The organism is Campylobacter sp. RKI_CA19_01116 (genome assembly GCF_025771405.1).
GTDB lineage: Bacteria > Campylobacterota > Campylobacteria > Campylobacterales > Campylobacteraceae > Campylobacter_D.
Map to the genome: position 1 here is coordinate 83,899 of NZ_JAKMQF010000005.1, position 21,897 is coordinate 105,795.

The following is a 21,897-nucleotide window of genomic DNA, read 5'->3' on the forward strand; positions in this document are numbered from 1 at the left end:
TTATTGACAACCTTCACATTCTATAGTTCTATCAACCACATCATCATTTACTTTTTGACTATCAGGACTTTCGCTTCTTAGATAATAAGTTGATTTAACACCTAATTCCCAAGCAAGTTGATAAATTTCATTTAAATATCCACCGCTTGCTTTATCTAAAGAAACAAAGATATTTAAAGACTGACCTTGATCAATCCATTTACCACGAATCGCTGCTGCTTTTACTAAGATTTTTTGATCAAGCTCATAAGCAGGAGTGTAATACTGCCAAGTATTAGCACTTAAATTTGGTACTACAGTTGGTATCATACCGCTTAAGTTTTGCTCAAACCATTTTCTTTTATATACAGGCTCAATTGTTTGAGTAGTACCCACTAAAATAGAAATAGAAGAAGTTGGTGCTATAGCCATTAAATAACCATTTCTTATGCCATCTCTTTTTAGTTTTTCTCTTAATTTTTCCCAATCACACTCGCTTTGATCAAACAAACCTTCACTTGCGGTAAGTTTTTTAGCATTTTCATTTGCTACATCAATTGGCACTATACCTTTACTCCAGTTTGATCCTTCAAAGTCAGGATAACTTCCTTTTTCTAAGGCTAAATTTGAGCTAGCTAAAATAGCCTCATAACTAATCATTTCCATAATATGGTCAATTTTTTCAAAATGCTCATTAGAACCCCAATAAATTTGAGCTTCAGCCACCATTTGCGCTTCACCCATTACACCAAGCCCTATAGCGCGTGATTTTAAATTGGTATTTTTAACCTTTACATGAGGATAAAAATTTAAATCAATCACATTATCAAGCATTCTTATAGCTGTTGGCACTACTCTTTGAATATCTTCTTTGGTATTGATTTTACTTAAATTTATACTTGCAAGATTACAAACTGCGGTTTTTCCTTCGTTTTTGTATTTTTCTACTATATAGACTTTTTTACCATTGATACTATCTAAAGTAGAAACTTTTTTAGCAAGCTTTTTATATCCTCCATCTATTGTAAGCTCTTCATCCTCATCTAAATGAAGTTCTGTTTTATCATCAAATACGATTTTAATTTGATAATAGTTTGGATCTGTATTTTGAAAAATTTCTGTGCATAAATTTGAACTTCTTATAATCCCTGCGTGAGAATTTGGATTTGTTTTGTTTGCACTATCTTTAAAACATAAAAATGGCATACCTGTTTCAAAATAAGATAAAAGTATTTTTTTCCAAAGCTCTTTTGCATCTATAATTTCTTTAGCTATGCTTTCATCTTTTTCAAATTCTTCGTATTTTTTCTCAAATTCTTCACCGTATAAATCGCATAAACTTGCCGTATCAGCAGGATCAAAAAGCGTCCATTTATCATTTGCTCTTACTCTTTTCATGAATAAATCATTAATCCACAAAGCAGGGAAAAGTTCATGTGCTCTTCTTCTTTCTTCACCTGAGTTTTTACGCAAATCTAAAAAGTCATTAATATCCATATGCCAAGGTTCAATATATACAGCAATTGCACCTTTTCTAGTACCAAGTTGATCAACAGCTACTGCTATATCATTGGTAATTTTTAAAAATGGTATGATCCCACCTGCTGCGTTTTTATGCCCATCTATGCTTCCGCCCATAGCACGCACCTTAGACCAATCCCAGCCTATACCACCACCAAATTTAGATAAAAGTGCCATTTCTTGATAAGAATCAAAAATCCCTTCTATATTATCAGGCGTGCTTCCTATATAACATGAACTTAATTGATGTCTTGTGGTTCTTGCATTTGAAAGGGTTGGAGTTGCAAGCATTACTTCAAAAGTTGAGATTAAATCATAAAATTTCTTAGCCCAAGTTTGAGAATCTAACTCATTTTGCGCTAAAAACATCGCAATAGCCATAAACATTTGTTGTGGTAATTCTATAGGCATACCCTTAGAATCTTTAATCAAATATCTATCATATAAAGTTTTTATACCAAGATAAGTAAATTGCAAATCGCGTTCTGGCTTGATATAAGCATTAAGATCATCTAAATCGTATTTTTCTTTTAAGCCGATTAAAATCCTACCTTCTTTTTCACCTTTTTCAAGGTATTCTCTTAAATGTTTATAACCACTATAACCACTTACTTTTTTATACAAATCATATAAAAATAATCTTGCAGCAACAAAGGTCCAATTAGGTCTATCAATATCTATTTTATCTACTGCTGTTTTTATGAGAGTTTGTTGGATTTCTTCTGTTGTTATGCCATCACGAAATTGAATTTTTGCATCTACTTCAAGCTCACTTTGGCTAACATTTTCTAAATTTGCCACTGCATCGGTGGTATATTTTTTAATCTTGGAAACATCCAATTCTTCAGTTCTACCATTTCTTTTTAATACTTTCACTCACAACCCCTAGTTTATTATTTAAAAGTTCTTGCAAAAATTTTATCTACATTTTTGGTATAGTAGTTATAATCAAAGCAATTTCTAATATCTGCTTCACTTAAAGATTTTTTCAAATCCTCATCAGCTAATAAAGCTAGCAAAAACAGACTCTCGCCTTTTTCATTTAACGCAGGCTTGCCATTTTGTAAATCAGCCCAAACTTTCATAGCATTTCTTTGAACGATCTTGTAAGCTTCTTCTCTACTTATACCTTTAAATGGAAGTTCAAGCAACACTCTTTGAGAGAATACAAGTCCTCCGGTTAAATTTAAATTTTTCATCATATTTTCTGGATACACCAAAAGCTTTTCTATCACACCACATAATCTTGAAAGCATAAAATCAGTCGTGATAAAAGCATCAGGTAATACAAATCTTTCTACGCTAGAATGTGATATATCTCTTTCGTGCCACAATGCTACATTTTCTAAAGCAGGTGTTACATAAGCTCTTATCATCCTACAAAGACCGGTGATATTTTCACTCAAAACAGGATTTCTTTTATGAGGCATAGCTGAACTTCCTTTTTGTCCTTGAGAAAAGTATTCTTCAGCTTCATATACTTCTGTTCTTTGAAAATGGCGGATAGCAACAGCGATTTGCTCACAACTTGAAGCTAAAATAGCTAAAGCCGAGATAACTTGTGCGTAACGATCTCTTTGTATAACTTGGTTTGAAACTGGTGCTGGCTTTAAATCTAAGTTTTTACAAACTTCTTCTTCAAATTCAAGCGGAGCATGAGCAAAATTTCCCATAGCACCGCTGATTTTTCCATAGCTAATCACTTCTTTTGCATGAATGATTAAATCTTTTGCATGAACTAGCGAATCATACCAAATAGCCAAAACTAAGCCAAAAGTTATAGGCTCTCCATGAATTCCATGACTTCTTCCTACCATTAAGGTGTTTTTATGCTCATACGCTCTTGTTTTAATCGCTGCTAAAACTTGATCTAAATCTTGCAAGATTAGTTCTAAACTATCTTTAATCTGCAAAGCAACTGCAGTATCAATACAATCTGAACTTGTCATCGCATAATGCACAAAACGACTTTCCTCGCCTAAACTTTCACTTACACTAGTTAAAAAAGCAATAACATCATGTTTGGTAGTTTTTTCTATCTCATCTATTCTTGCTATATCAAATTTTGCATTTTTTATAATTTTTTCACAATCATCATCTTTAATAAGACCAAGTTTATTCCACGCTTTCACAGCAGCTAATTCCACTTTTAACCATGCATCATATTTTGCTTGCATGTCCCATTTTTTAGCCATGATTTCTCTACTATATCTTTCAACCATTTTCAAGACCTTTTTTTATATAATTTTTATGAAAAAAAATAGTTTGAATTTTATTATAAATTACCTAAGAAAGTTATTAAATGGCATATATAAAAAAGAAACTAGCAAATAATGGAAAAAAGGCATTTAGACTACTTATGGATGAGTTAAAAATCTCTATGCGTGAAGCACAAAAACTCATTGATAAAAAAAGACTATTTTGTGATGGAAATTTGGTAGAAGAAAAAAATAAATTTTTAAATGGTTTAGTAGAATTAATCGTATATGAAAATAACCCCAAAGGATTAGAAATAGTTTTTGAAAATGAAGATTTTGTCATCGTAGAAAAACCAAGTGGAGTGCTAACTCATCCTAATGGGCGCAATTGTGCTTATAGTCTTTGTGATGAAATTTGGCATTTATGGGGTGAAAAAGCTTGCGTGGCTCATAGACTAGATAAAGAAACAAGCGGACTTTTACTCATAGCAAAACATAAAAATGCACAAATTGAGTTAAAAACTATGTTTGAAAAAAGATTAGTGCAAAAAAGCTATCTTGCTCTAGTAAAAGGAAAAACTGAAAAAGAATTTATAGTAGATAAAAGCATGAATTTAGCTAAAGACTATGATGTAGTCAAAACTAGGATGCAAATTTGTGAAAATGGCAAAGAAGCTTTAACGCAATTTTACACTTTGGAATATTTTGAAAATTTAGATGCCAGTTTAATTTTAGCTAAACCTCTAACAGGAAGACAACACCAAATAAGACTACATTTGTTTCATGTGAAACATAAAATTTTAGGTGAACCTTTATATGGTTTAGAAAAAACACAAATAGAGCAAATACTTGATGGAAAAATGAGTGATATCGAAAGAGCTCAAATCACAGGTGCTAAAAGACTGCTTTTACACTCTTTTAGCTTAGAATTTACATATAAAAATCAAAAATTTTTGATACAATCTCAAAAAGATATAAAAGGTGAATTTTTGAAAATGCAGGAAAAACATGAAAAATAAAAATTTTAATGTAGGATATTTTTGTTCTACTCAAATAGGAGATAATATATTATCTCTTAAAATGCTCTATGCTATAAAACATCTTTATAAAGCCAAAATTACAGTATTTATTACAAATCCTTATCTAAAAAATATTTTAGAATTTAATTTTGTAGATAAAATAGAAATAATAAATGAAGAAAACATTATAGAGATGATAAACAAATATAAATTAGACTATCTTATAAGTTACATTTCAACAAAACATATAATCAAAATACTAAAAAAAACAAATGTAAAAAATATTATAATAAAATCTAAATTTAAAACTATATTTTGTTGCTTAAAATGCAAGGTTGTATGGATTAGTTTATTAAAAAAAATTAAAAATGAAAATATAGAAAATATAAATCTCTATTACGCTAGAAAGATTAATCCAGAAATATTTGACAAAAAAATAAAAAGCTTAGAATTTAATGTAACTTTAACAACAAAACAATCAAACAAAGATTTAGTAAATAATTTTTTAAAAGAATATAAAATAAAAAAATTTATAACAATAAATCCTTTTGCAATAAGTCAATTTAATAAGAATAGTATAATTTTTTATTTAAAGATGATAAAAAAAATTTTAAATACTAAAAACATTAATATAGTTGTTCCAACATATGACAAAGTTCATGATAATTTCATAGTTCAAATTCAAAAATTTGATAAAGAACTTTTAAATAAAATTTTTATATTTAAAAACGATGATGACCTTTTAAATTTAGTAGAAATTATTTCGAAAACAGAATGTCTAATAAGCCCTTCAACAGGTACTATACATATAGCAAGCAATCTAAAAATTCCAACTATAGGATTATATACAAAAAAAGACAGTATATTATGGTCTACCTACGATAAAAATTATGTTTTTATAGATGATTTAAATGAAAAAAACTTTGATGAGATAATAAATCAAACTATAATTAAAATAGAACAATATATAAAAGACTAAAACTAACCAAACTAATCATTCTTGTTTTCATTTTTTAATACATAAATAATCCCACCAAGTCCTATGATCACCACTATACTTATAAAAATAAGCTGAGCTATATCTAAAAAAGTCATTGTTTATTCTGCCTTTCTTTAAGCTGTCCGCATGCAGCTGAAATATCAAGTCCCTTACTTTCTCTTATCGTACAAGTAACACCTTTGGCACTTAAATAATCTTGAAATTTAACCGCATTTTCAACACTTGGTCTTTTATATAAACTTCCTTCATGTGGATTAAAAAGTATTAAATTCACTTTAGCTTTTATACCATTTAAAAGCTTGACTAGTTCTTTTGCATGTTCTATTTTGTCATTTATCCCATCAATTAAAAGGTATTCAAACATTACTCTTTTACGCTGATCTATAGGAAAATTTCTCACTGCTTCCATAATACTTGCTATATTATAAGCTTTATTAATAGGCATTAATTCACTTCTAAGCTCATCATTTACAGCATGGAGCGAAATAGCCAAAAGCACGCCCAAATTCATCTCGCCAAGTTCTTTGATCTGTTTTGCTAAACCACTTGTACTTATAGTTTGTCTTCTAGGGCTTATCGCTAAGGCATCATTATCGGCTAAAATTTTAACTGCTTTAGAAACATTTTTAAGATTATCCAAAGGCTCACCCATTCCCATATAGACTATATTAACCCTTCTTTCATAAGGTATGTTGTTATGTTTTTTAATCCACAAAATTTGTCCTACTATTTCTCCTGCGCTTAAATTTCTTTTCAAACCGCCTTTAGCAGTAAGACAAAAACTACACCCACTTTTACACCCTACTTGAGAGGAAACACAAATAGTATATCTTGCATGTTTGATGATTTTTCCATTTTCATCTACAAGTTCTTCTTTCATTGGTAGCAAAACAGCTTCTATTTTTTTACCATCTAAAAGCTCAAAAAGATATTTTATACTACCATCTTTGCTTTTTTCATCTTTCACACATTTTAGAGGTGAAAAATGAAAATTTTCTTGCAAGTACACTCTAAAATCTTTTGGCAAAGATGACATTTGTAAAAAATCATCTGCATATTTTTTATACACCCATTCAAAAATTTGCTTTGCTCTAAATTTTGGTTGGACTAAATTTTCTAATTCTTCTTTAGTAAAGTCTAATATATTTTTTAATTCACTCAATTTTTTTCCTATATAAGTTTTTTATCTAACAAAAAATCTTTTAATAATTCTTTTGCTTTTTGGTGATTTTTTAAAAAATCCTCATGTGCAAATTCATTACAAAAATTTGTCGCACATAAATAACAAATTCCTTCTATCCCTTGCATTTTTGCACAAGAAAGCACTGCGTATGCTTCCATATTTTCTATATGTACACCCTTTTTAAAAAATTCTTGGGCAATATTTTCATCTTTACAAATATAATTTGAAGAATTAATCATAGTTTCATGTGAAACATTTAATCTAATCTCATTTGCTATAGGCGTATAAAAACTATCAAATAAATCTGCGTATTCTAAATTCGCTGCGTTAGAACTTTCATAAATATCTAAAATTTTTCCTTCTTGGTAAATTCCACATGTACCTATAAAAATCACTCTATCTGCTTTTATTTGACTTAAAATTTTACCTAGAGAAAAAGCAGAATTAACTAAACCTATGCCTATACTTTGTGCAAATTTAAAATCCTCATTTCCTCCTGCACATACTATAAGATTTTTCAAAAATTAACCTTTATAAAAAATAATTCAAATTTTATCTAATTAGCGCTTAAAATAATGCTATAATTAATATTTTTTAGATAAAATAAATTTATGATAAAAGCAAAAAAACATTTTGGACAAAATTTTTTATGTGATAAAAGCGTGGTAGATAAAATCATCCAAGCCATACCCAAAGATACTAAAAATATAGTTGAGATTGGGCCTGGCTTAGGTGATTTAACGCAAGAACTTTTGAAAATCTCACAAGCTCATATTAGAGCTTATGAGATTGATAAAGATTTGATTCCTATTTTAAATAAAAAATTTCAAAATGAGATTGAAGGTGGAAATTTTGAGCTTATTCATCAAAATGCAAGTGATGCTTTTGATCAAGGAAGTTTAAGCGATAAAGAGTACTTTTTGGTAGCAAATTTACCATATTATATTGCTACAAATTTGATTTTAAAAGCCCTAGAAGATCAAAATTGTCTTGGGCTTATAGTAATGGTGCAAAAAGAAGTGGCACAGAAATTTTGTGCAAATGAAAAAGAAAGTAATTTTTCGGCTTTAGGGGTGCTTTGTGCATTGATATGCCAAAGACAAATGCTTTTTGATATACAACCACAAAGCTTTAATCCTCCACCAAAAGTTACTTCAGCTGTAATGAAGTTAATAAAAACTACTCATTATCAGCAAAAATGCGAAAATATAGAAGCTTTTAAAGAATTTCTTAGAGCTTGTTTTCAAAATCCTAGAAAACAACTCTTATCTAATTTTAAAAATAAAAAAGAAAAAATTTTAAAAGCATTTGAAGCACTAGATATCTCTTCTACCTCAAGAGCTCATGAAATTAGCGTTGATTCATACCTTAAAATTTATGACTATTTAAAGGATGACTATGAGCGAAGAAAACAAAACTCAAGAGCAAAACAAAACTAAAAGATTTAATAAATTCAGAAACAAAAGAAAAAAAGATTCACAAAATCAAGATCAAAATAGTGAAACTAAAAACGGGACAAAAATAGAAAATACTCAAACTGAAGCTAGTGAAGAAAAAAAGAAAAAGAAAAAAAATAGAAATTTACCTTCTAAATTAAGTGGCAATGAAGAATGGCAAATAGAACTTGCCAAAAGTATAGAAGCTAATAAAATCATGCACGAGCTAAGACTCCACCCTTTAAAACACAACAACTCAAGCGAACATAAAATTCGTATTACACCTTTGGGTGGACTTGGAGAAATCGGTGGAAATATTACTGTTTTTGAAACCAACAACGATGCGATTATCGTTGATATAGGCATGAGTTTTCCAGATGGAACCATGCATGGAGTAGATATTATCATACCTGATTTTGACTATGTAAGAAAAATTAAAAATAAAATTCGTGCTATCATCATCACTCATGCTCATGAAGATCACATCGGTGCTGTGCCGTATTTTTTCAAAGAATTTCAATTTCCTATCTACGCAACACCTTTGGCACTAGGCATGATTTCAAATAAATTTGAAGAACATGGTTTAAAATCTGAGCGTAAATGGTTTAGACCTATAACAAAAAGACAAATTTATGAAATAGGTGAATTTAACTTAGAATGGATTCACATAACCCACTCTATCATCGATGCTTGTGCTTTGGCTATTAAAACTAAAGCAGGAACCATCATACACACTGGCGATTTTAAAATAGATCAAACACCAATTGATGGCTATCCAACGGATTTAAGTCGTTTAGCTCAATATGGCGAAGAAGGTGTGCTTTGTCTTTTAAGTGATAGTACAAACTCATATAAAGAAGGTTATACAAAAAGTGAAAGCTCCGTAGGTCCTACTTTTGATCAAATTTTTGCTAAAACTAAAGGCAGGGTGATCATGAGCACCTTTAGTTCTAATATCCACCGCGTATATCAAGCTATTAGCTATGGTTTAAAATACGGCAGAAAAGTATGTGTTATAGGGCGTTCTATGGAAAGAAATCTCTATACCACTATGGAACTTGGCTATATCAAACTTGATAGAAAAATTTTCATTGACGCTGATGAAGTAAGCAAATACAAAGACAACGAAGTGCTAATTGTTACCACAGGAAGTCAAGGTGAGACCATGAGTGCTTTATATAGAATGGCTACAGATGAGCATAAATTTATCAAAATCAAACCTAGCGATCAAGTTATCATTTCAGCTAAAGCAATACCAGGCAATGAAGCAAATGTTTCTGCTGTGCTTGATTTTCTTTTAAAAGCAGGGGCTAAAGTAGCTTATCAAGAATTTAGCGAAATCCATGTAAGCGGACATGCTAGTATAGAAGAGCAAAAACTCATGCTAACTTTGGTAAAACCTAAATTTTTCTTACCAGTGCATGGAGAGTATAATCATATCAATAAACACAAAGAAACTGCTCTAAAATGTGGTATACCTGAAAGAAATATTTACTTAATGAGTGATGGGGATCAAGTAGAGCTTTGCCAAAAATACATCAAACGCGTTAAAACAGTTAAAACAGGAAAAGTCTTTGTAGACAATCAAATCAACAAACAAATCGCAGATGATGTGGTAATTGATAGACAAAAACTAGCAGATAGCGGTATAGTTGTCATCATCGCCCAGCTTGATAAAGCAAGCAAAACACTAATTAATAAACCAAGAGTATTTAGCTATGGCTTGGTAGCTGATAAACAAGATGGAGCATTCTCAAAAGAAATGAGTGATGTTTTAAGTCAATTTTTCCCAAATGTAAAAGATGAAATTTTAGATAATCCAAAAGTTTTAGAAGCTCAAATTAGACAAGTACTAAGAAAACATATTTTTAGAAAAATCAAAAAATATCCAACCATAGTACCAACTATTTTTGTAATGTAAAGAAAAATTATGAGAATTAATAAATTCATCTCACACAATAGCAAATATTCTCGCCGTGAGGCTGATGAGCTAATCAAGCAAGGCTTAGTAAAAATCAATAAAAAAACAGCCTTACTAAGTGATAGTGTAAATGCTGAAGATAAAGTTTTTATCAATGGTAAAAAACTCCATAAAAAAACACAATTTTCAGTCATTATTTATCACAAACAAAAAGGTGAAATAGTTAGTAAAAAAGATGATAGAGGTAGAAAAACCATCTATCATACCCTGCCAAAACAATTTAGCACTTGGCTTAGTGTGGGAAGGCTTGACTTTGCAAGCGAGGGATTGCTTTTGTTAACTGATTCACCTGTGATAGCAGATGCGCTTATGCATAGTGATTTAGAAAGAGAATATTACCTAAAAGTAAAAGGTAATATAGATAAAAATGTTATCGAAGCAATGCAAAATGGCTTAGAAATTCAAAATGAAAAAAAAGGAGCTCATGCTAAAACTAAAATAACCTCAATGAGTTTTGCTCCATTTTTAGGCTTTGAAATTTTTGGCTCAAGTGGTGGCTATACAAAGCTAAAAGTAATCATTAATGAAGGTAAAAATAGAGAACTAAGACGCTTTTTTGGGCATTTTGATTTAGAAGTGATGGATCTTAAAAGAGTAGCTTTTGGAGCATTAGATCTTGGTATGTTAAAAGCAGGAAAATATCGTTATTTGGAAAATGGTGAGTACGAAAAACTACGCGATTTTTTAAAGACAAATAATATAAAATATTAAATTCACATTATTTCCACAAAGAATTTTTATAATTTTTCAAAATATTTAAAAAAGGAAAAATTAATGAAAATTCTAACTACTCTTTTTAGTGCAATTATGGTTTTTATTGCAGTCACACATGAAGAAACTCTTGCGGAAAAATTAGAAAATCAATGTCAAGATCAAAAATCTTGCATAGTAAAAGCCATGAATATGATTAATTGATACTTTAAAATTACTTAAATTAATTAAATTTTAATTTTAATCTTGTATAATTAGCAATTTAATTTATATAAAAAAGGAAAATTATGGCAAACCATAAATCTGCTGAAAAAAGAGCAAGACAAACTATCAAAAGAACTGAAAGAAATAGATTTTATAGAACAAGATTAAAAAACATTACAAAAGCGGTTCGCGAAGCAGCAGCAAACAATGACAAAGAAGCTGCACAAAATGCACTAAAAGTAGCTAATAAAAGTATTCACGCTATGGTAAGCCGTGGATTTTTGAAAAAACAAACTGCATCACGCCGTGTGAGTAGATTAGCATTATTGGTAAATAAATTAGCATAATTTTTAATGTTAGCTGATAAACTCAAACCTTTTTTAACACGCTTTGATGAGCTAAATACTCTTCTTAGCGATGTTAATATCTCTAATGATATTTCTAAAATGACAGCTCTATCTAAAGAGCAAAAGAATTTAGAACCCATAGTAGAAAAAGCAAAAGAATACCTTAAAACTTTAGATGAAATCGAAGAAAATAAAATTCTTTTATCTGATGCGGAACTAGGGGAGCTTGCAAAAGAAGAGCTTAAAAATCTCGAAGTCTTAAAGCCACAACTTGAAGAAGAATTAAAAATTCTTTTATTGCCTAAAGATCCAAACGATGATAAAAATATATTTTTAGAAATTCGTGCTGGAACAGGAGGAGATGAAGCTTCTTTATTTGTTGGGGACTTAGTAAAAGCCTACATACGCTATGCTGAAAATCGTGATTACAAATACGAAATCGTAAGTTCTAGTGAGGGTAGTGTAGGGGGATTTAAAGAAATTATCATTCTCATCAAAGGAAATGGAGCTTATTCAAGATTAAAATACGAAGGTGGAACGCACAGAGTTCAAAGAGTACCTGAAACAGAATCTCAAGGTAGAGTTCATACTTCAGCTATTACAGTGGCTATTATGCCAGAAGTTGATGATGTTGAAATTCAAATCAATCCAAATGATTTAAAAATCGATGTAATGCGTAGTAGTGGCCATGGAGGACAAAGCGTTAATACCACAGATAGTGCTGTAAGAATTACTCATATTCCAACAGGTATAGTTGTGGTAAATCAAGATGGTAAAAGCCAGCATAAAAACAAAGAAAGTGCTATGAAAGTCTTAAAAGCAAGACTTTTTGAAATGCAAGAACAAGAACGCTTAGCAAAAGAAAGCGAGGCAAGAAAATCACAAGTTGGAAGTGGCGATAGAAGTGAGCGCATACGCACTTATAATTTCCCTCAAAATAGAATTAGCGATCATAGAATAAATCTTACTTTATATAGACTTGATGCGATTTTAGAAGGTGGTCTTTTTGATGAGATCATCGAGCCATTAATCGCTTATTACCAAGCAGAAGCTTTAAAACAAGAAAATTTATAATTTCTTGTTTTAATTATTACTTGCTAATAAAATTCTATATTGTTTTTTATCCACATTTATCAAAAGAGAAGCAAGTTTAAAAGCTCTGAATTTTTCCATTATAAAAAGATCTTTACTATCTTTTAAAACTATAGCAACTAAATTTTTCATCACTTTATCAAGCCAAATATTTTTATATTTATCATTTGCTGAATGATACCTTCCAATGGCATTCCAACTAAAGCCATGTTTTTGTATAATCTCATGAAGTAATCTTGCGGCTATGTCAATATTTACACTAGCTTTTACAATCTCACTCTCACTAATCCCATAGCGTTTTAAATGAATGCTATTAATTTGCATTAAGCCATAATCTCTTGTTTGATTTTTATTTTTACTAGTGATATTATGCTTATAAGCTGCATTTTCTGTTAAAGCTATGGCTTTGAGTAAAGCCGTCGGTATATTGTACTTTCTAGCTGCAGTTTTAAAGTCTTTATCGTACTTATAAAAATCTTCAGGTATATAAGTATCGCCTATAAAAATTTTGGTATCAAAAGCAAAAGTAAAATTAAAAAATACTACTAATAATAAAATTTTTTTTAACATTTTACTCCTTTATATTACTTATACTATAGCAAATTTATAAATAAAAACTATGTAGCTAAGTTAATGAATTATCTAAGAATTTCTTTTATAGTAAGTTGTGGGGTGATTAATCCTCTAAAATTATTTTTAGAAACACTAGCTATAAGATCAATGCTTTCTCCAAGTTCTGGCTCATAGTCAAAATTAAAAAATAAAGCTTCTAGAGTTTTATTTCCTTGAGTTAAAATAAGCTTCATATGATTTTCATCTTTACCTAGCTTTCTTTTATTTTTTACAAAAAGCTTGTCAAATTTAAAATATGGCCTTGGATTTTTATGCCCAAAAGGCTCAAAAAATTCTAATATCTCTAAAAGTTCAAAATCAACTTCATTTGGATCAATACTACCTAAAACCTCATCAGCATTATAAAAGTCATCTTTAGGGATATTTTGACAAATTTCATAAAGCCTACTTTTAAAAACACCAAATTTTTCAAGCTCTACTAAAACTCCAGCTGCACCTTTATGCCCGCCATAGCTTAAAACAAATTCTTTAGCTTGTTCTATAACATTTAAAATATCTATCCTACCCACGCTTCTAACGCTAGCTTTAGCCTTTTGCTCACATTCTGAAAAAACAAAGGCAGGCTTGTTAAAATGCTTTGCTAAACGACTTGCAACTATACCCAAAACACCCTCATGCCAATTTTGGCCATTGACAATAATCACAGGATCATTTTCATCAACTTGTTCTAAACACTGCTTAAAAAGCTCACGTTCTTCATCTTTACGGCTATTATTATAAGTAATGATTTGTTCTAAATAACCCATAACCTCATCAATATTTTTAGAATGTAAAAATTTATAAGAAATAATCGCATCATCCATTCTACCTGCACTATTAATCAAAGGTGCGATTAAAAAGCTGATATTGTCAAGTTCAAATTTATCCTTACCAAAATACTGCTTAATCGCTTTAAATGCCACTCGTTTTGAATCATTAATACACTCTATACCTTTTCTGACTAAGGCTCTATTTAAATCTCTAAGCTCCATCATATCTGCGATAATTGCGATAGATAAAAGCTCTATAAATTTACACATATTATAATTAATCTTACATACTTCTTTTATAGCAGCGACTAAATACCAAGCCACTTGAGCCCCACAAATTTCAATATCAGGAAAATCACAATCTTGTTGTTTAGGATTAATGATCGCATAAGCTTTTGGTAAAGTAGCTGGAGGCATATGATGATCAGTAATGATTAAATCAATTCCTTTTTGCAAACAAAGCTCTGCTGCATCAAAAGCTGCTATACCATTATCTACAGTGATGATTAAATCTACCCCATTAAGTTCATTGATGATTTCTTCATTTAGACCATATCCATCTTTAAAACGATTTGGAATTTTTACCACATAGTCATATCCGATATCATCAAAAAATTCAGATAAAATCACACAAGAAATCACCCCATCTACATCATAATCTCCAACAATAGCAAGCTTTTGATTTTTTTCAATCGCTTCTTTAATACGTAAAGCACCCTTATAGACATCTTTTAAACAAGATGGCATAGGTAAATCACAAAGCTTTACATGTGTATCATTGATAAAACGCTGGTGTAAAATTTCTTTTATTTTGGCTTTATTTAGCATGATTTGTTAAAGATGCCTTGATAAAAGAAAAAATAGCCGGATTAACCCTAACTAAGCGTGAAGTAAATTCAGGGTGAAACTGCACTGCTAAGAAAAATGGATGATCTTTAAGTTCCACAGCCTCAACTAAACCTTCATTTTCCCCACTTATAATAAGCCCATTTTTCTCAAACATTTCTTTGTATTTTGGATTGGCTTCATAACGGTGGCGGTGGCGTTCTTTTACGCTTTTTTGATTATCATAAACCTTACTTAAAAGTGTATTTGGCTTGATATGACACTCATAAGCCCCAAGACGCATAGTTCCACCAAGTGGAGTTTTACTTGTTCTAATTTGCTTTTCCCCACTTGCGTCAATAAATTCATCAATCAAAAAGATGATAGGATTTTTACAATTTGGATTAAACTCATGAGAATTTGCATCTTCAAGTTTTAAAACATTACGTGCAAATTCCACTAAAGAAAGTTGCATACCCAAACAAATTCCTAAAAATGGAATTTTATTTTCTCTTGCATATTGTATGGCTTTGATTTTTCCTTCTACCCCGCGGTAACCAAAACCACCTGCTACTAAAATCCCACTTACATCTTTAAAACTTTCTTCGATATTTGCATTTTCTAATTTTTCACTATCGATCCATTTTAAATTTACTCTCGCATCAAGTGCTGCACCTGCATGGATAATGGCTTCTGTTAAACTTTTATAGCTTTCTTTTAAATCTACATATTTTCCTACAAAAGCAATGCTAAGTTCATTACTTGGAGCGATGACTCTTTTTACTAAAGAATCCCATTCATTCATATTTGGCTTTAAATTTTGAAGATCTAATAAACTTGCAATAGAGTTTAAAATATCTTGTTTTAAGAAATTTAGTGGAATTTGATAAATACTAGCTGCATCCACACTTTCTATAACGCAGTTTTTTTCAACTCCACATGAAATTGCAATTTTGTCTTTTAACTCTCTATCTAAAGATTTTTCACTTCTACAAATGATCATATCAGGGCTTATACCTATACGGCGTAATTCTCCCACACTATGTTGAGTTGGTTTTGTTTTAAGTTCTCCTGCTGCTTTGATAAATGGCACTAAAGTTAAGTGAATATTAATAGCATTATATTTACCTACTTCAAGCTTTAAAGCTCTAATGGCTTCTAAAAATGGTAAACCTTCTATATCTCCTACTGTACCACCTATTTCAACGATTAAAATATCTTTATCAACTCCAGCTTTTTTAATGCGATCTTTTATCTCATCAACTATATGAGGGATTACTTGTATAGTTTTTCCTAAGTAATCTCCTCTTCTTTCTTTTTCTATAACACTTTGATAAACTCTACCTGTTGTGAAGTTATTATCCTGAGATAAGCTCTCATTTAAAAATCTCTCATAATGTCCTAAATCTAAATCTGTCTCAGCTCCATCATCTGTAACAAACACCTCTCCATGCTCTAAAGGACTCATCGTACCAGGATCTACGTTGATATAAGGATCTGCTTTTAAAATACTTACTTTTAAACCTGAATTTTTCAAAATCGTAGCTATAGAAGCTGCTGCTATACCTTTTCCTAATGAGCTTAAAACACCACCGGTTACAAAAATATACTTAGTTTGTTTTAATTTCATAAAATAACCTTAATTTCTTTTTTTGAAATTATAACGAATAAAAAATTTTATTTTTATAAACATTTGTGTAAAATTCAATTATTTTTGAAGGAATTTTTCGATGAAAATCACATTATTAAACCATACTCCACTTTCTGTATGCTCTCATGCGACAAGAACATGTTGGCAAAGTTTTGACAAAGGCGATTGTGGTGGCGAAAAAGATAAAGAATTAATAGATCGTGTGGGAAATAAATTCAAACATGCTTCAACCTTAGAGCATTTAAACTATACTTTTTATATACAAGGTATTTCAAGAGCATGCTTACAAGAAGTTGCAAGACACCGCCACACTAGTCCTAGTGTAAAAAGCACAAGATATACTTTAAAAGAACTAAGAAATGAAAGTGAATTTAAAGAAAATGACTTTGAAAATGCTAAAAGATACTTGGTATTAACTGGAAATGAAGTAGTGGATAATGCAAGTATTAAAGCTTTAGAAAATTTGCGTTTGATTTTGCAAAATAGCATTAGCTTAGATATAGCAAAATACTGCTTACCAGAAAGCTATAAAACAGAATTAACTTTAACGATTAATGCAAGAAGTTTGCAAAATTTTATCACTCTAAGAAGCTCAAAATCAGCCCTTTGGGAGATAAGACAACTCGCAAATGCTTTATTTGAAAATTTGCCTGAGGAACATCAATTTATTTTTAAACATTGTGTTTATCAAGAAGAAAATTCCCAAGATTGATTGGGAATTTTTACTATATTTTTTTAAGAAATTCAGTTTTTAAAACAATCACACCAAATTTATCTACTTTAGCTTCAATTTCGGTGTCTTTGTTTGTAAGTTTAATATTTTTTATAGTCGTGCCACGCTTTAAAGTAGTGCTTGCACCTTTTACTTTCAAATCTTTCACAACACTTACACTATCACCTGCATTAAGCTCAGTTCCATTTGCATCTTTTGGCATATATTCTCCTTAAAATTTATAAGTATATCCTAGATATAAACCATAATTTGTTTGTTTAGGATCGTAAAAGTTTGATGAATTAGCAGTACTAAAATTTCTTGTATTATAATGACTTTGTTCAGCTTTAAAACCAAACTCAATTTCGTTTGCTTGATTTAACTCATATAAAGCACCGATTTTTGCTCCATACGTATAACCATCAAAATCTTGAGATAAAGATAAAAAGCTTGTTTTTAAAGTCATATCTGTTCTTGCATAACCACCATATACACCTAAAACTGCTCTTGTTTTTTCAAAAATTTTTGGAGTAAAATCATAACCAAGTAAAAACTTATGTGTGGTAAATTCTCCATCAATTTTTAATCTTGTAGTATTGATTACATCACTAAATTCACTTGAATAATTATAAGCACCATAAAATCTATGATTTTCACTAAAACGATAACCAACTCTTAAACCAAAAACAGGAATATCACCTTCTAAATCACCATTAAATTTTTTGTTATTTTTAGTATGTTCAAGATCAGATTTTACCTTAGTATGAAACCATCCTGCATCAATACCTAAAAGTAAACCTGAATTTTCATCTGCTAAAGCTAAATTTGAAACCAAAGCAACACTTGCAACTAGACTAAATAATTTTAATCTCATATTTTGCTCCTTAAAACAAGATTAAATATATCTTTTTAATTTTAATAAAAATTTAATTTTGTGGTACTACTAAATCAGATCTGCATTCAATCACAGTATGCACATTACCACGAGGGTTAAAATCACCTACTACTTTTATCCATTTTGGATCAAGTTTTTCTTTTAAAGTATTGTAAATTTCATTAATACTTGCTTCATGTGAAACATTTCTATACATAAAGGTATTAATATAAAGTTTGATTGCTTTAAGTTCTACTACTAATTTATTTGGAATATATTCTAAGTAAATCGTAGCAAAATCAGGATATCCACTACGTGGACAACAACACATAAATTCAGGCAAAGTGATTTTAATTACATAATCATTTTTAGCATCATTTGGCCAAACTTCCATATTTTCTACACTAAATTCTTTAATTTCTTTTTCGCCATATCTCATTTTTTATCCTTATAAATTAATTTTGTTCTTTTATTAAATTTTTAATTTTTTCTTTCTCTGTTTTTTGTAAAAAAGAAGCATTAATAGCATTAATACAAAGTTTTTTAACCTCATCTTTACTAAGCTTAAAAGTTTCATCTAAGGCTATAAAATTTTCTAAGATATATCCACCAAAATACGCAGGATCATCTGAATTTACACAAACACAAAGATTTTGTCTTAAAAGTTTTAAAATATTATGTTCTTGCATATTTTGAAAAACTTTTAATTTTATATTTGATAAAGGACACATTGTTAGTGGAATTTGACTTTTTGCTAATTGTTTTACAAGCTCTAAATCTTCTTCACATCTTACACCATGATCTATTCTACTTACACCAAGATCTAAAGCTTGTTTGATATACTCACTACTTCCTTCTTCACCCGCATGCATAACTAATAAAAAGCCTTCTTCTTTGGCTTTTTGAAATAAATTTTTAAATTTAAAAGGAGGATTATTGATTTCAGAACTATCAAGTCCTATGGCTTTGATCTTATCTTTATATAAACAAAGCTCATCTAAAGTTTTTAAACCCTCATCCTCACTTAAATGCCTTAAAATACAAGCGATTAAAAAACTTGAAATTCCAAATTCTTCTTTTGCTTTTTGTAAAGCTTGCCAAATTCCTTCTATAACATCTTTTAAAGCTATATTTCTAGTAGTATGAGTTTGAGGATCAAAGAAAATTTCAGTATGAACTACATTTTGTTCTTTACACTTTTTCATATAAGCAAAGGTTAAATCATAAAAATCTTGCTTGGTTTGTAAGACATTTGCACCTTGATAATATATATCTAAAAAATCTTGTAAATTTGAAAAATCATAAGCTTTTTTTATCTCATCTTCGCTTTTATATTTTAAAACAATATTATTTCTTTTAGCTAATTCAAACATCATTTTAGGCTCTAATGAGCCTTCAATGTGTAAGTGTAATTCTACTTTTGGGATATTTTGTAAAAAAGTTTTCATTTTAAAAATTAAACATCTAAATGCTTAACATCTTTAGCATGAGCTTGTATGTACTCACGGCGTGGTTCTACATCATCACCCATGAAAAGGTTGAAAGTATCATTTGCTCTTTGAGCATCTTCTATGGTGATCTTTAACAAACGACGATTACTTGGATCCATAGTTGTTTCCCAAAGTTGTTCAGGATTCATCTCACCAAGACCTTTATAGCGTTGTATATAAGCACCTTTTTTAGCATTTTTTTCAACTTCATCTAAAATTTCTAAAATATCTTTATCAAATTTTAAATCTCTATCTTTGATTTTTTGATAAATATAATTTGCCTCTTCATATAAAGGATTAGCAAATAAATCATCATTGATGATAAGCTCTTCTAAACCATTTTCAGTTTGCACATAAACACGAATTTCATTTTCATTGATATATGAATTTAAGATATTATGATTTTGTTTTTCCAAAAATTCTTTTATGACTTTAAATAATTCTTCATTAGAAGCTTTTATCAAATCAGGATTTTCTATCAAATATCTAATCACTGAAATCACATTAAATCTTTTTTCTAATTCTTTTAAAACACTTCTATAAGCTGCAACGATTTTTAGAAAATCTTTTAAATCATTTAATCCTATACCCTCATAAGTAGAACTCTCTATACCTGTTTCAATCAAATAATCATTTAAAGCTTTTTCATCTTTTAGATAAATTTCTTTTTTCTGGCCTTTTTTATAGCGGTATAAAGGTGGTTGAGCTAAATAAATATGTCCATTTGTTACAAGATCATTCATAAAGCGGAAGAAAAATGTCAAAAGCAAAGTTTGTATGTGAGAACCATCCACATCAGCATCAGTCATGATAATGATTTTATGATATCTTAATTTTTCTATATCAAACTCATCGCCGATCCCACAACCAAAAGCTGTGATCATATTTTGAATTTGTTCACTTTTTAAAATTTTATCAAGTCTTGCTTTTTCAACATTGAGTATTTTACCTCTTAAAGGTAAAATCGCTTGGAAAGTTCTTTCTCTACCTTGTTTTGCAGAACCTCCTGCACTATCACCCTCAACTAAATAAATTTCGCTTTCACTTGGATCTTTACTTTGACAATCAGCTAATTTTCCTGGCAAAGTCCCTACACTTGAACTTTCTTTTTTTCTTGTTAGCTCTCTAGCTTTTTTAGCTGCTTCTCTACCACGAGCTGCCATTAAAGCTTTATTCATGATAGCTTTTGCTTCGATAGGATTTTCTTCAAAGTATTTTGTCAAATACTCAAAAGAAGCCTTAGAAACTATAGGTCTAACATAGCTTGAACCTAATTTTCCTTTAGTTTGTCCTTCAAATTGCGGTTCAGGTACTTTAACACTTACAACCGCTATCAAACCTTCTCTTACATCATCACCTGTGATTTTAGAGTCTTTCTCTCTAGCACTAGCATTTGCTTCAATGTAATTACTTATAACACGAGTTAAGCCCATTCTAAAACCTGCTTCGTGCGTTCCACCATCTGGAGTTTTGATATTATTTACAAAAGAAAGTAAATTTTCACTGTAACTATCATTATAAAGCAATGCTACTTCAACATTTACATCTTCTTCATCTACATTGAAAAATATAGCCTTAGTTAAAGCTTGTTTTTTATTTAAATCTGTAACAAACTGACTTATACCACCTTCAAAATGAAAGCTTTCTGCTTTTCCTATACGATTATCTTTAAAATTTATAGTAATTTTTGGATTTAAATATGCAAGTTCACGAAATCTTTTAGCTAAAATTTCATAATCAAAATCAGTCACTTCAAAAATTTGATCATCTGGCCAAAATTCTATGATTGTTCCTGTTTTTTTACTTTTACCTATGGTTTCAAAATTACTTGTAACTTTACCTTCTGAAAATTCTTGTCTGTAAATTTCTCCATCTCTATGTACTGTAGCAACTAATTTTTTTGATAAAGCATTTACAACGCTCACACCAACCCCGTGTAAACCACCTGAAACTTTATAAGTATCTTTATCAAATTTTCCACCTGCATGAAGTACGGTTAAAACTACAGTTAAAGTAGGGATATTTTCAGTAGGGTGAATTCCCACAGGGATCCCTCTACCATTATCACTTACTATACAAGAACCTTCTGTGGTAATTTCTACATTAATCGTATCACAAAAACCTGCCATAGCTTCATCGATAGAATTATCTACTACTTCATAAATCATATGATGAAGACCGCCTATATTGGTATCACCTATATACATACCAGGGCGTTTTCTAACAGCTTCTAAGCCTTTTAAAACTTTAATATTTCCTGCGCCGTAATTTTGATTTTCTTGCATTTATTTT

Annotated in this window: 22 protein-coding genes; 9 read left to right on the forward strand and 13 right to left on the reverse strand. The window is 30.0% G+C overall.

What is annotated here, in order from left to right; all coding sequences use genetic code 11:
- Together L8U41_RS05275 and purB are read right to left on the reverse strand one after the other, a co-directional pair.
- On the reverse strand, nucleotides 1-2,376 hold the full coding sequence (locus L8U41_RS05275) for a ribonucleoside-diphosphate reductase subunit alpha (protein ID WP_263727995.1): 2,376 nt from the start codon (nucleotides 2,374-2,376) through the stop codon (nucleotides 1-3).
- 17 nt (nucleotides 2,377-2,393) lie between these two features.
- Nucleotides 2,394-3,722: an adenylosuccinate lyase gene (gene purB, locus L8U41_RS05280; RefSeq protein WP_039667804.1), complete on the reverse strand. Its 1,329-nt coding sequence runs from the start codon at nucleotides 3,720-3,722 to the stop codon at nucleotides 2,394-2,396.
- Between the two features lie 80 nt (nucleotides 3,723-3,802).
- On the opposite strand from purB, the gene L8U41_RS05285 reads away from it, so the two are divergent.
- Together L8U41_RS05285 and L8U41_RS05290 are read left to right on the forward strand one after the other, a co-directional pair.
- A complete protein-coding gene (locus tag L8U41_RS05285) occupies nucleotides 3,803-4,717 on the forward strand; it encodes an RluA family pseudouridine synthase (protein ID WP_263727996.1) in 915 nt (304 codons plus the stop codon).
- Complete coding sequence (locus L8U41_RS05290) at nucleotides 4,707-5,696, forward strand: glycosyltransferase family 9 protein (protein ID WP_263706999.1); 990 nt, start codon at nucleotides 4,707-4,709, stop codon at nucleotides 5,694-5,696. Before L8U41_RS05285 ends, L8U41_RS05290 begins: the two co-directional genes overlap by 11 nt.
- An 11-nt stretch (nucleotides 5,697-5,707) precedes the next feature.
- On the opposite strand, the gene L8U41_RS05295 is transcribed toward L8U41_RS05290, so the two are convergent.
- The 3 genes from L8U41_RS05295 to L8U41_RS05305 are packed head-to-tail and all read right to left on the reverse strand — an operon-like array spanning nucleotide 5,708 to nucleotide 7,421.
- Entirely contained in the window at nucleotides 5,708-5,812 is a 105-nt protein-coding gene (locus L8U41_RS05295; protein WP_263660408.1) for a hypothetical protein, read from the reverse strand.
- On the reverse strand, nucleotides 5,809-6,879 hold the full coding sequence (rlmN, locus tag L8U41_RS05300) for a 23S rRNA (adenine(2503)-C(2))-methyltransferase RlmN (protein ID WP_263727997.1): 1,071 nt from the start codon (nucleotides 6,877-6,879) through the stop codon (nucleotides 5,809-5,811). Before rlmN ends, L8U41_RS05295 begins: the two co-directional genes overlap by 4 nt.
- A gap of 8 nt (nucleotides 6,880-6,887) precedes the next feature.
- Nucleotides 6,888-7,421: a purine-nucleoside phosphorylase gene (locus tag L8U41_RS05305; RefSeq protein ID WP_263727998.1), complete on the reverse strand. Its 534-nt coding sequence runs from the start codon at nucleotides 7,419-7,421 to the stop codon at nucleotides 6,888-6,890.
- A 90-nt stretch (nucleotides 7,422-7,511) separates the two neighbouring features.
- Between L8U41_RS05305 and rsmA the strand changes: the two genes are divergently transcribed.
- The 6 genes from rsmA to prfA all read left to right on the forward strand — a co-directional run bounded on the left by rsmA (nucleotide 7,512) and on the right by prfA (nucleotide 12,653).
- Complete coding sequence (gene rsmA, locus L8U41_RS05310) at nucleotides 7,512-8,339, forward strand: 16S rRNA (adenine(1518)-N(6)/adenine(1519)-N(6))-dimethyltransferase RsmA (protein WP_263727999.1); 828 nt, start codon at nucleotides 7,512-7,514, stop codon at nucleotides 8,337-8,339.
- Nucleotides 8,299-10,257, forward strand: coding sequence for a ribonuclease J (locus tag L8U41_RS05315; protein ID WP_412175026.1), 1,959 nt, complete (start codon nucleotides 8,299-8,301; stop codon nucleotides 10,255-10,257). The genes rsmA and L8U41_RS05315 overlap by 41 nt, the downstream gene beginning before the upstream one ends.
- 9 nt (nucleotides 10,258-10,266) lie before the next feature.
- Nucleotides 10,267-11,028, forward strand: a complete 762-nt coding sequence (locus L8U41_RS05320; RefSeq protein ID WP_263679295.1) for a pseudouridine synthase — start codon at nucleotides 10,267-10,269, stop codon at nucleotides 11,026-11,028.
- 63 nt (nucleotides 11,029-11,091) lie between these two features.
- Nucleotides 11,092-11,232 carry a hypothetical protein gene (locus tag L8U41_RS05325; RefSeq protein ID WP_187153653.1) on the forward strand — a complete coding sequence of 47 codons (141 nt, stop codon included), beginning with the start codon at nucleotides 11,092-11,094 and terminating at the stop codon, nucleotides 11,230-11,232.
- A gap of 83 nt (nucleotides 11,233-11,315) precedes the next feature.
- The gene (gene rpsT / locus L8U41_RS05330; RefSeq protein WP_039617063.1) at nucleotides 11,316-11,579 is read left to right on the forward strand and encodes a 30S ribosomal protein S20; all 264 of its coding nucleotides are present in this window, start codon (nucleotides 11,316-11,318) and stop codon (nucleotides 11,577-11,579) included.
- A gap of 6 nt (nucleotides 11,580-11,585) precedes the next feature.
- Entirely contained in the window at nucleotides 11,586-12,653 is a 1,068-nt protein-coding gene (prfA, locus tag L8U41_RS05335; protein ID WP_263728001.1) for a peptide chain release factor 1, read from the forward strand.
- Nucleotides 12,654-12,662: 9 nt separating this feature from the next.
- On the opposite strand, the gene L8U41_RS05340 is transcribed toward prfA, so the two are convergent.
- The 3 genes from L8U41_RS05340 to L8U41_RS05350 form a co-directional block, all read right to left on the reverse strand.
- Nucleotides 12,663-13,241: a lytic transglycosylase domain-containing protein gene (locus L8U41_RS05340; protein WP_263728002.1), complete on the reverse strand. Its 579-nt coding sequence runs from the start codon at nucleotides 13,239-13,241 to the stop codon at nucleotides 12,663-12,665.
- Between the two features lie 68 nt (nucleotides 13,242-13,309).
- Nucleotides 13,310-14,881, reverse strand: coding sequence for a single-stranded-DNA-specific exonuclease RecJ (gene recJ / locus L8U41_RS05345; RefSeq protein ID WP_263728003.1), 1,572 nt, complete (start codon nucleotides 14,879-14,881; stop codon nucleotides 13,310-13,312).
- The gene (locus L8U41_RS05350; protein WP_087699096.1) at nucleotides 14,871-16,508 is read right to left on the reverse strand and encodes a CTP synthase; all 1,638 of its coding nucleotides are present in this window, start codon (nucleotides 16,506-16,508) and stop codon (nucleotides 14,871-14,873) included. Before L8U41_RS05350 ends, recJ begins: the two co-directional genes overlap by 11 nt.
- Before the next feature lie 100 nt (nucleotides 16,509-16,608).
- Here L8U41_RS05350 and thyX point away from each other — a divergent pair, with 100 nt between their 5' ends.
- A complete protein-coding gene (gene thyX / locus L8U41_RS05355; RefSeq protein ID WP_039617054.1) occupies nucleotides 16,609-17,241 on the forward strand; it encodes an FAD-dependent thymidylate synthase in 633 nt (210 codons plus the stop codon).
- 13 nt (nucleotides 17,242-17,254) lie between these two features.
- Here the strand turns inward: thyX and L8U41_RS05360 are convergent, their stop codons facing one another.
- From L8U41_RS05360 to gyrB, 5 genes are read right to left on the reverse strand one after another with little or no spacing between them, the layout of a single operon-like run.
- Complete coding sequence (locus L8U41_RS05360; protein WP_039617052.1) at nucleotides 17,255-17,464, reverse strand: alkylphosphonate utilization protein; 210 nt, start codon at nucleotides 17,462-17,464, stop codon at nucleotides 17,255-17,257.
- A gap of 9 nt (nucleotides 17,465-17,473) precedes the next feature.
- Nucleotides 17,474-18,115: a porin family protein gene (locus L8U41_RS05365; RefSeq protein ID WP_263728004.1), complete on the reverse strand. Its 642-nt coding sequence runs from the start codon at nucleotides 18,113-18,115 to the stop codon at nucleotides 17,474-17,476.
- A 52-nt stretch (nucleotides 18,116-18,167) separates the two neighbouring features.
- Nucleotides 18,168-18,554: a preQ(1) synthase gene (gene queF / locus L8U41_RS05370; protein WP_039617048.1), complete on the reverse strand. Its 387-nt coding sequence runs from the start codon at nucleotides 18,552-18,554 to the stop codon at nucleotides 18,168-18,170.
- A gap of 16 nt (nucleotides 18,555-18,570) precedes the next feature.
- Nucleotides 18,571-19,563, reverse strand: a complete 993-nt coding sequence (locus L8U41_RS05375) for an adenosine deaminase (protein WP_263728005.1) — start codon at nucleotides 19,561-19,563, stop codon at nucleotides 18,571-18,573.
- 8 nt (nucleotides 19,564-19,571) lie between these two features.
- A complete protein-coding gene (gene gyrB, locus L8U41_RS05380; protein ID WP_263675400.1) occupies nucleotides 19,572-21,890 on the reverse strand; it encodes a DNA topoisomerase (ATP-hydrolyzing) subunit B in 2,319 nt (772 codons plus the stop codon).
- Nucleotides 21,891-21,897 lie beyond the last annotated feature (7 nt).

Excerpts from the sequence above, each read along its gene's own strand:
- recJ (WP_263728003.1), bottom strand. The coding sequence starts at position 14,881 with ATGCTAAATAAAGCCAAAATAAAAGAAATTTTACACCAGCGTTTTATC.
- queF (WP_039617048.1), bottom strand. The coding sequence starts at position 18,554 with ATGAGATATGGCGAAAAAGAAATTAAAGAATTTAGTGTAGAAAATATG.
- L8U41_RS05295 (WP_263660408.1), bottom strand. The coding sequence starts at position 5,812 with ATGACTTTTTTAGATATAGCTCAGCTTATTTTTATAAGTATAGTGGTG.
- purB (WP_039667804.1), bottom strand. The coding sequence starts at position 3,722 with ATGGTTGAAAGATATAGTAGAGAAATCATGGCTAAAAAATGGGACATG.
- L8U41_RS05340 (WP_263728002.1), bottom strand. The coding sequence starts at position 13,241 with ATGTTAAAAAAAATTTTATTATTAGTAGTATTTTTTAATTTTACTTTT.
- L8U41_RS05325 (WP_187153653.1), top strand. The coding sequence starts at position 11,092 with ATGAAAATTCTAACTACTCTTTTTAGTGCAATTATGGTTTTTATTGCA.
- L8U41_RS05375 (WP_263728005.1), bottom strand. The coding sequence starts at position 19,563 with ATGAAAACTTTTTTACAAAATATCCCAAAAGTAGAATTACACTTACAC.
- L8U41_RS05290 (WP_263706999.1), top strand. The coding sequence starts at position 4,707 with ATGAAAAATAAAAATTTTAATGTAGGATATTTTTGTTCTACTCAAATA.
- L8U41_RS05315 (WP_412175026.1), top strand. The coding sequence starts at position 8,299 with ATGAGCGAAGAAAACAAAACTCAAGAGCAAAACAAAACTAAAAGATTT.
- gyrB (WP_263675400.1), bottom strand. The coding sequence starts at position 21,890 with ATGCAAGAAAATCAAAATTACGGCGCAGGAAATATTAAAGTTTTAAAA.
- L8U41_RS05365 (WP_263728004.1), bottom strand. The coding sequence starts at position 18,115 with ATGAGATTAAAATTATTTAGTCTAGTTGCAAGTGTTGCTTTGGTTTCA.
- rpsT (WP_039617063.1), top strand. The coding sequence starts at position 11,316 with ATGGCAAACCATAAATCTGCTGAAAAAAGAGCAAGACAAACTATCAAA.
- prfA (WP_263728001.1), top strand. The coding sequence starts at position 11,586 with ATGTTAGCTGATAAACTCAAACCTTTTTTAACACGCTTTGATGAGCTA.
- thyX (WP_039617054.1), top strand. The coding sequence starts at position 16,609 with ATGAAAATCACATTATTAAACCATACTCCACTTTCTGTATGCTCTCAT.
- L8U41_RS05285 (WP_263727996.1), top strand. The coding sequence starts at position 3,803 with ATGGCATATATAAAAAAGAAACTAGCAAATAATGGAAAAAAGGCATTT.
- L8U41_RS05320 (WP_263679295.1), top strand. The coding sequence starts at position 10,267 with ATGAGAATTAATAAATTCATCTCACACAATAGCAAATATTCTCGCCGT.
- L8U41_RS05350 (WP_087699096.1), bottom strand. The coding sequence starts at position 16,508 with ATGAAATTAAAACAAACTAAGTATATTTTTGTAACCGGTGGTGTTTTA.
- L8U41_RS05360 (WP_039617052.1), bottom strand. The coding sequence starts at position 17,464 with ATGCCAAAAGATGCAAATGGAACTGAGCTTAATGCAGGTGATAGTGTA.
- rsmA (WP_263727999.1), top strand. The coding sequence starts at position 7,512 with ATGATAAAAGCAAAAAAACATTTTGGACAAAATTTTTTATGTGATAAA.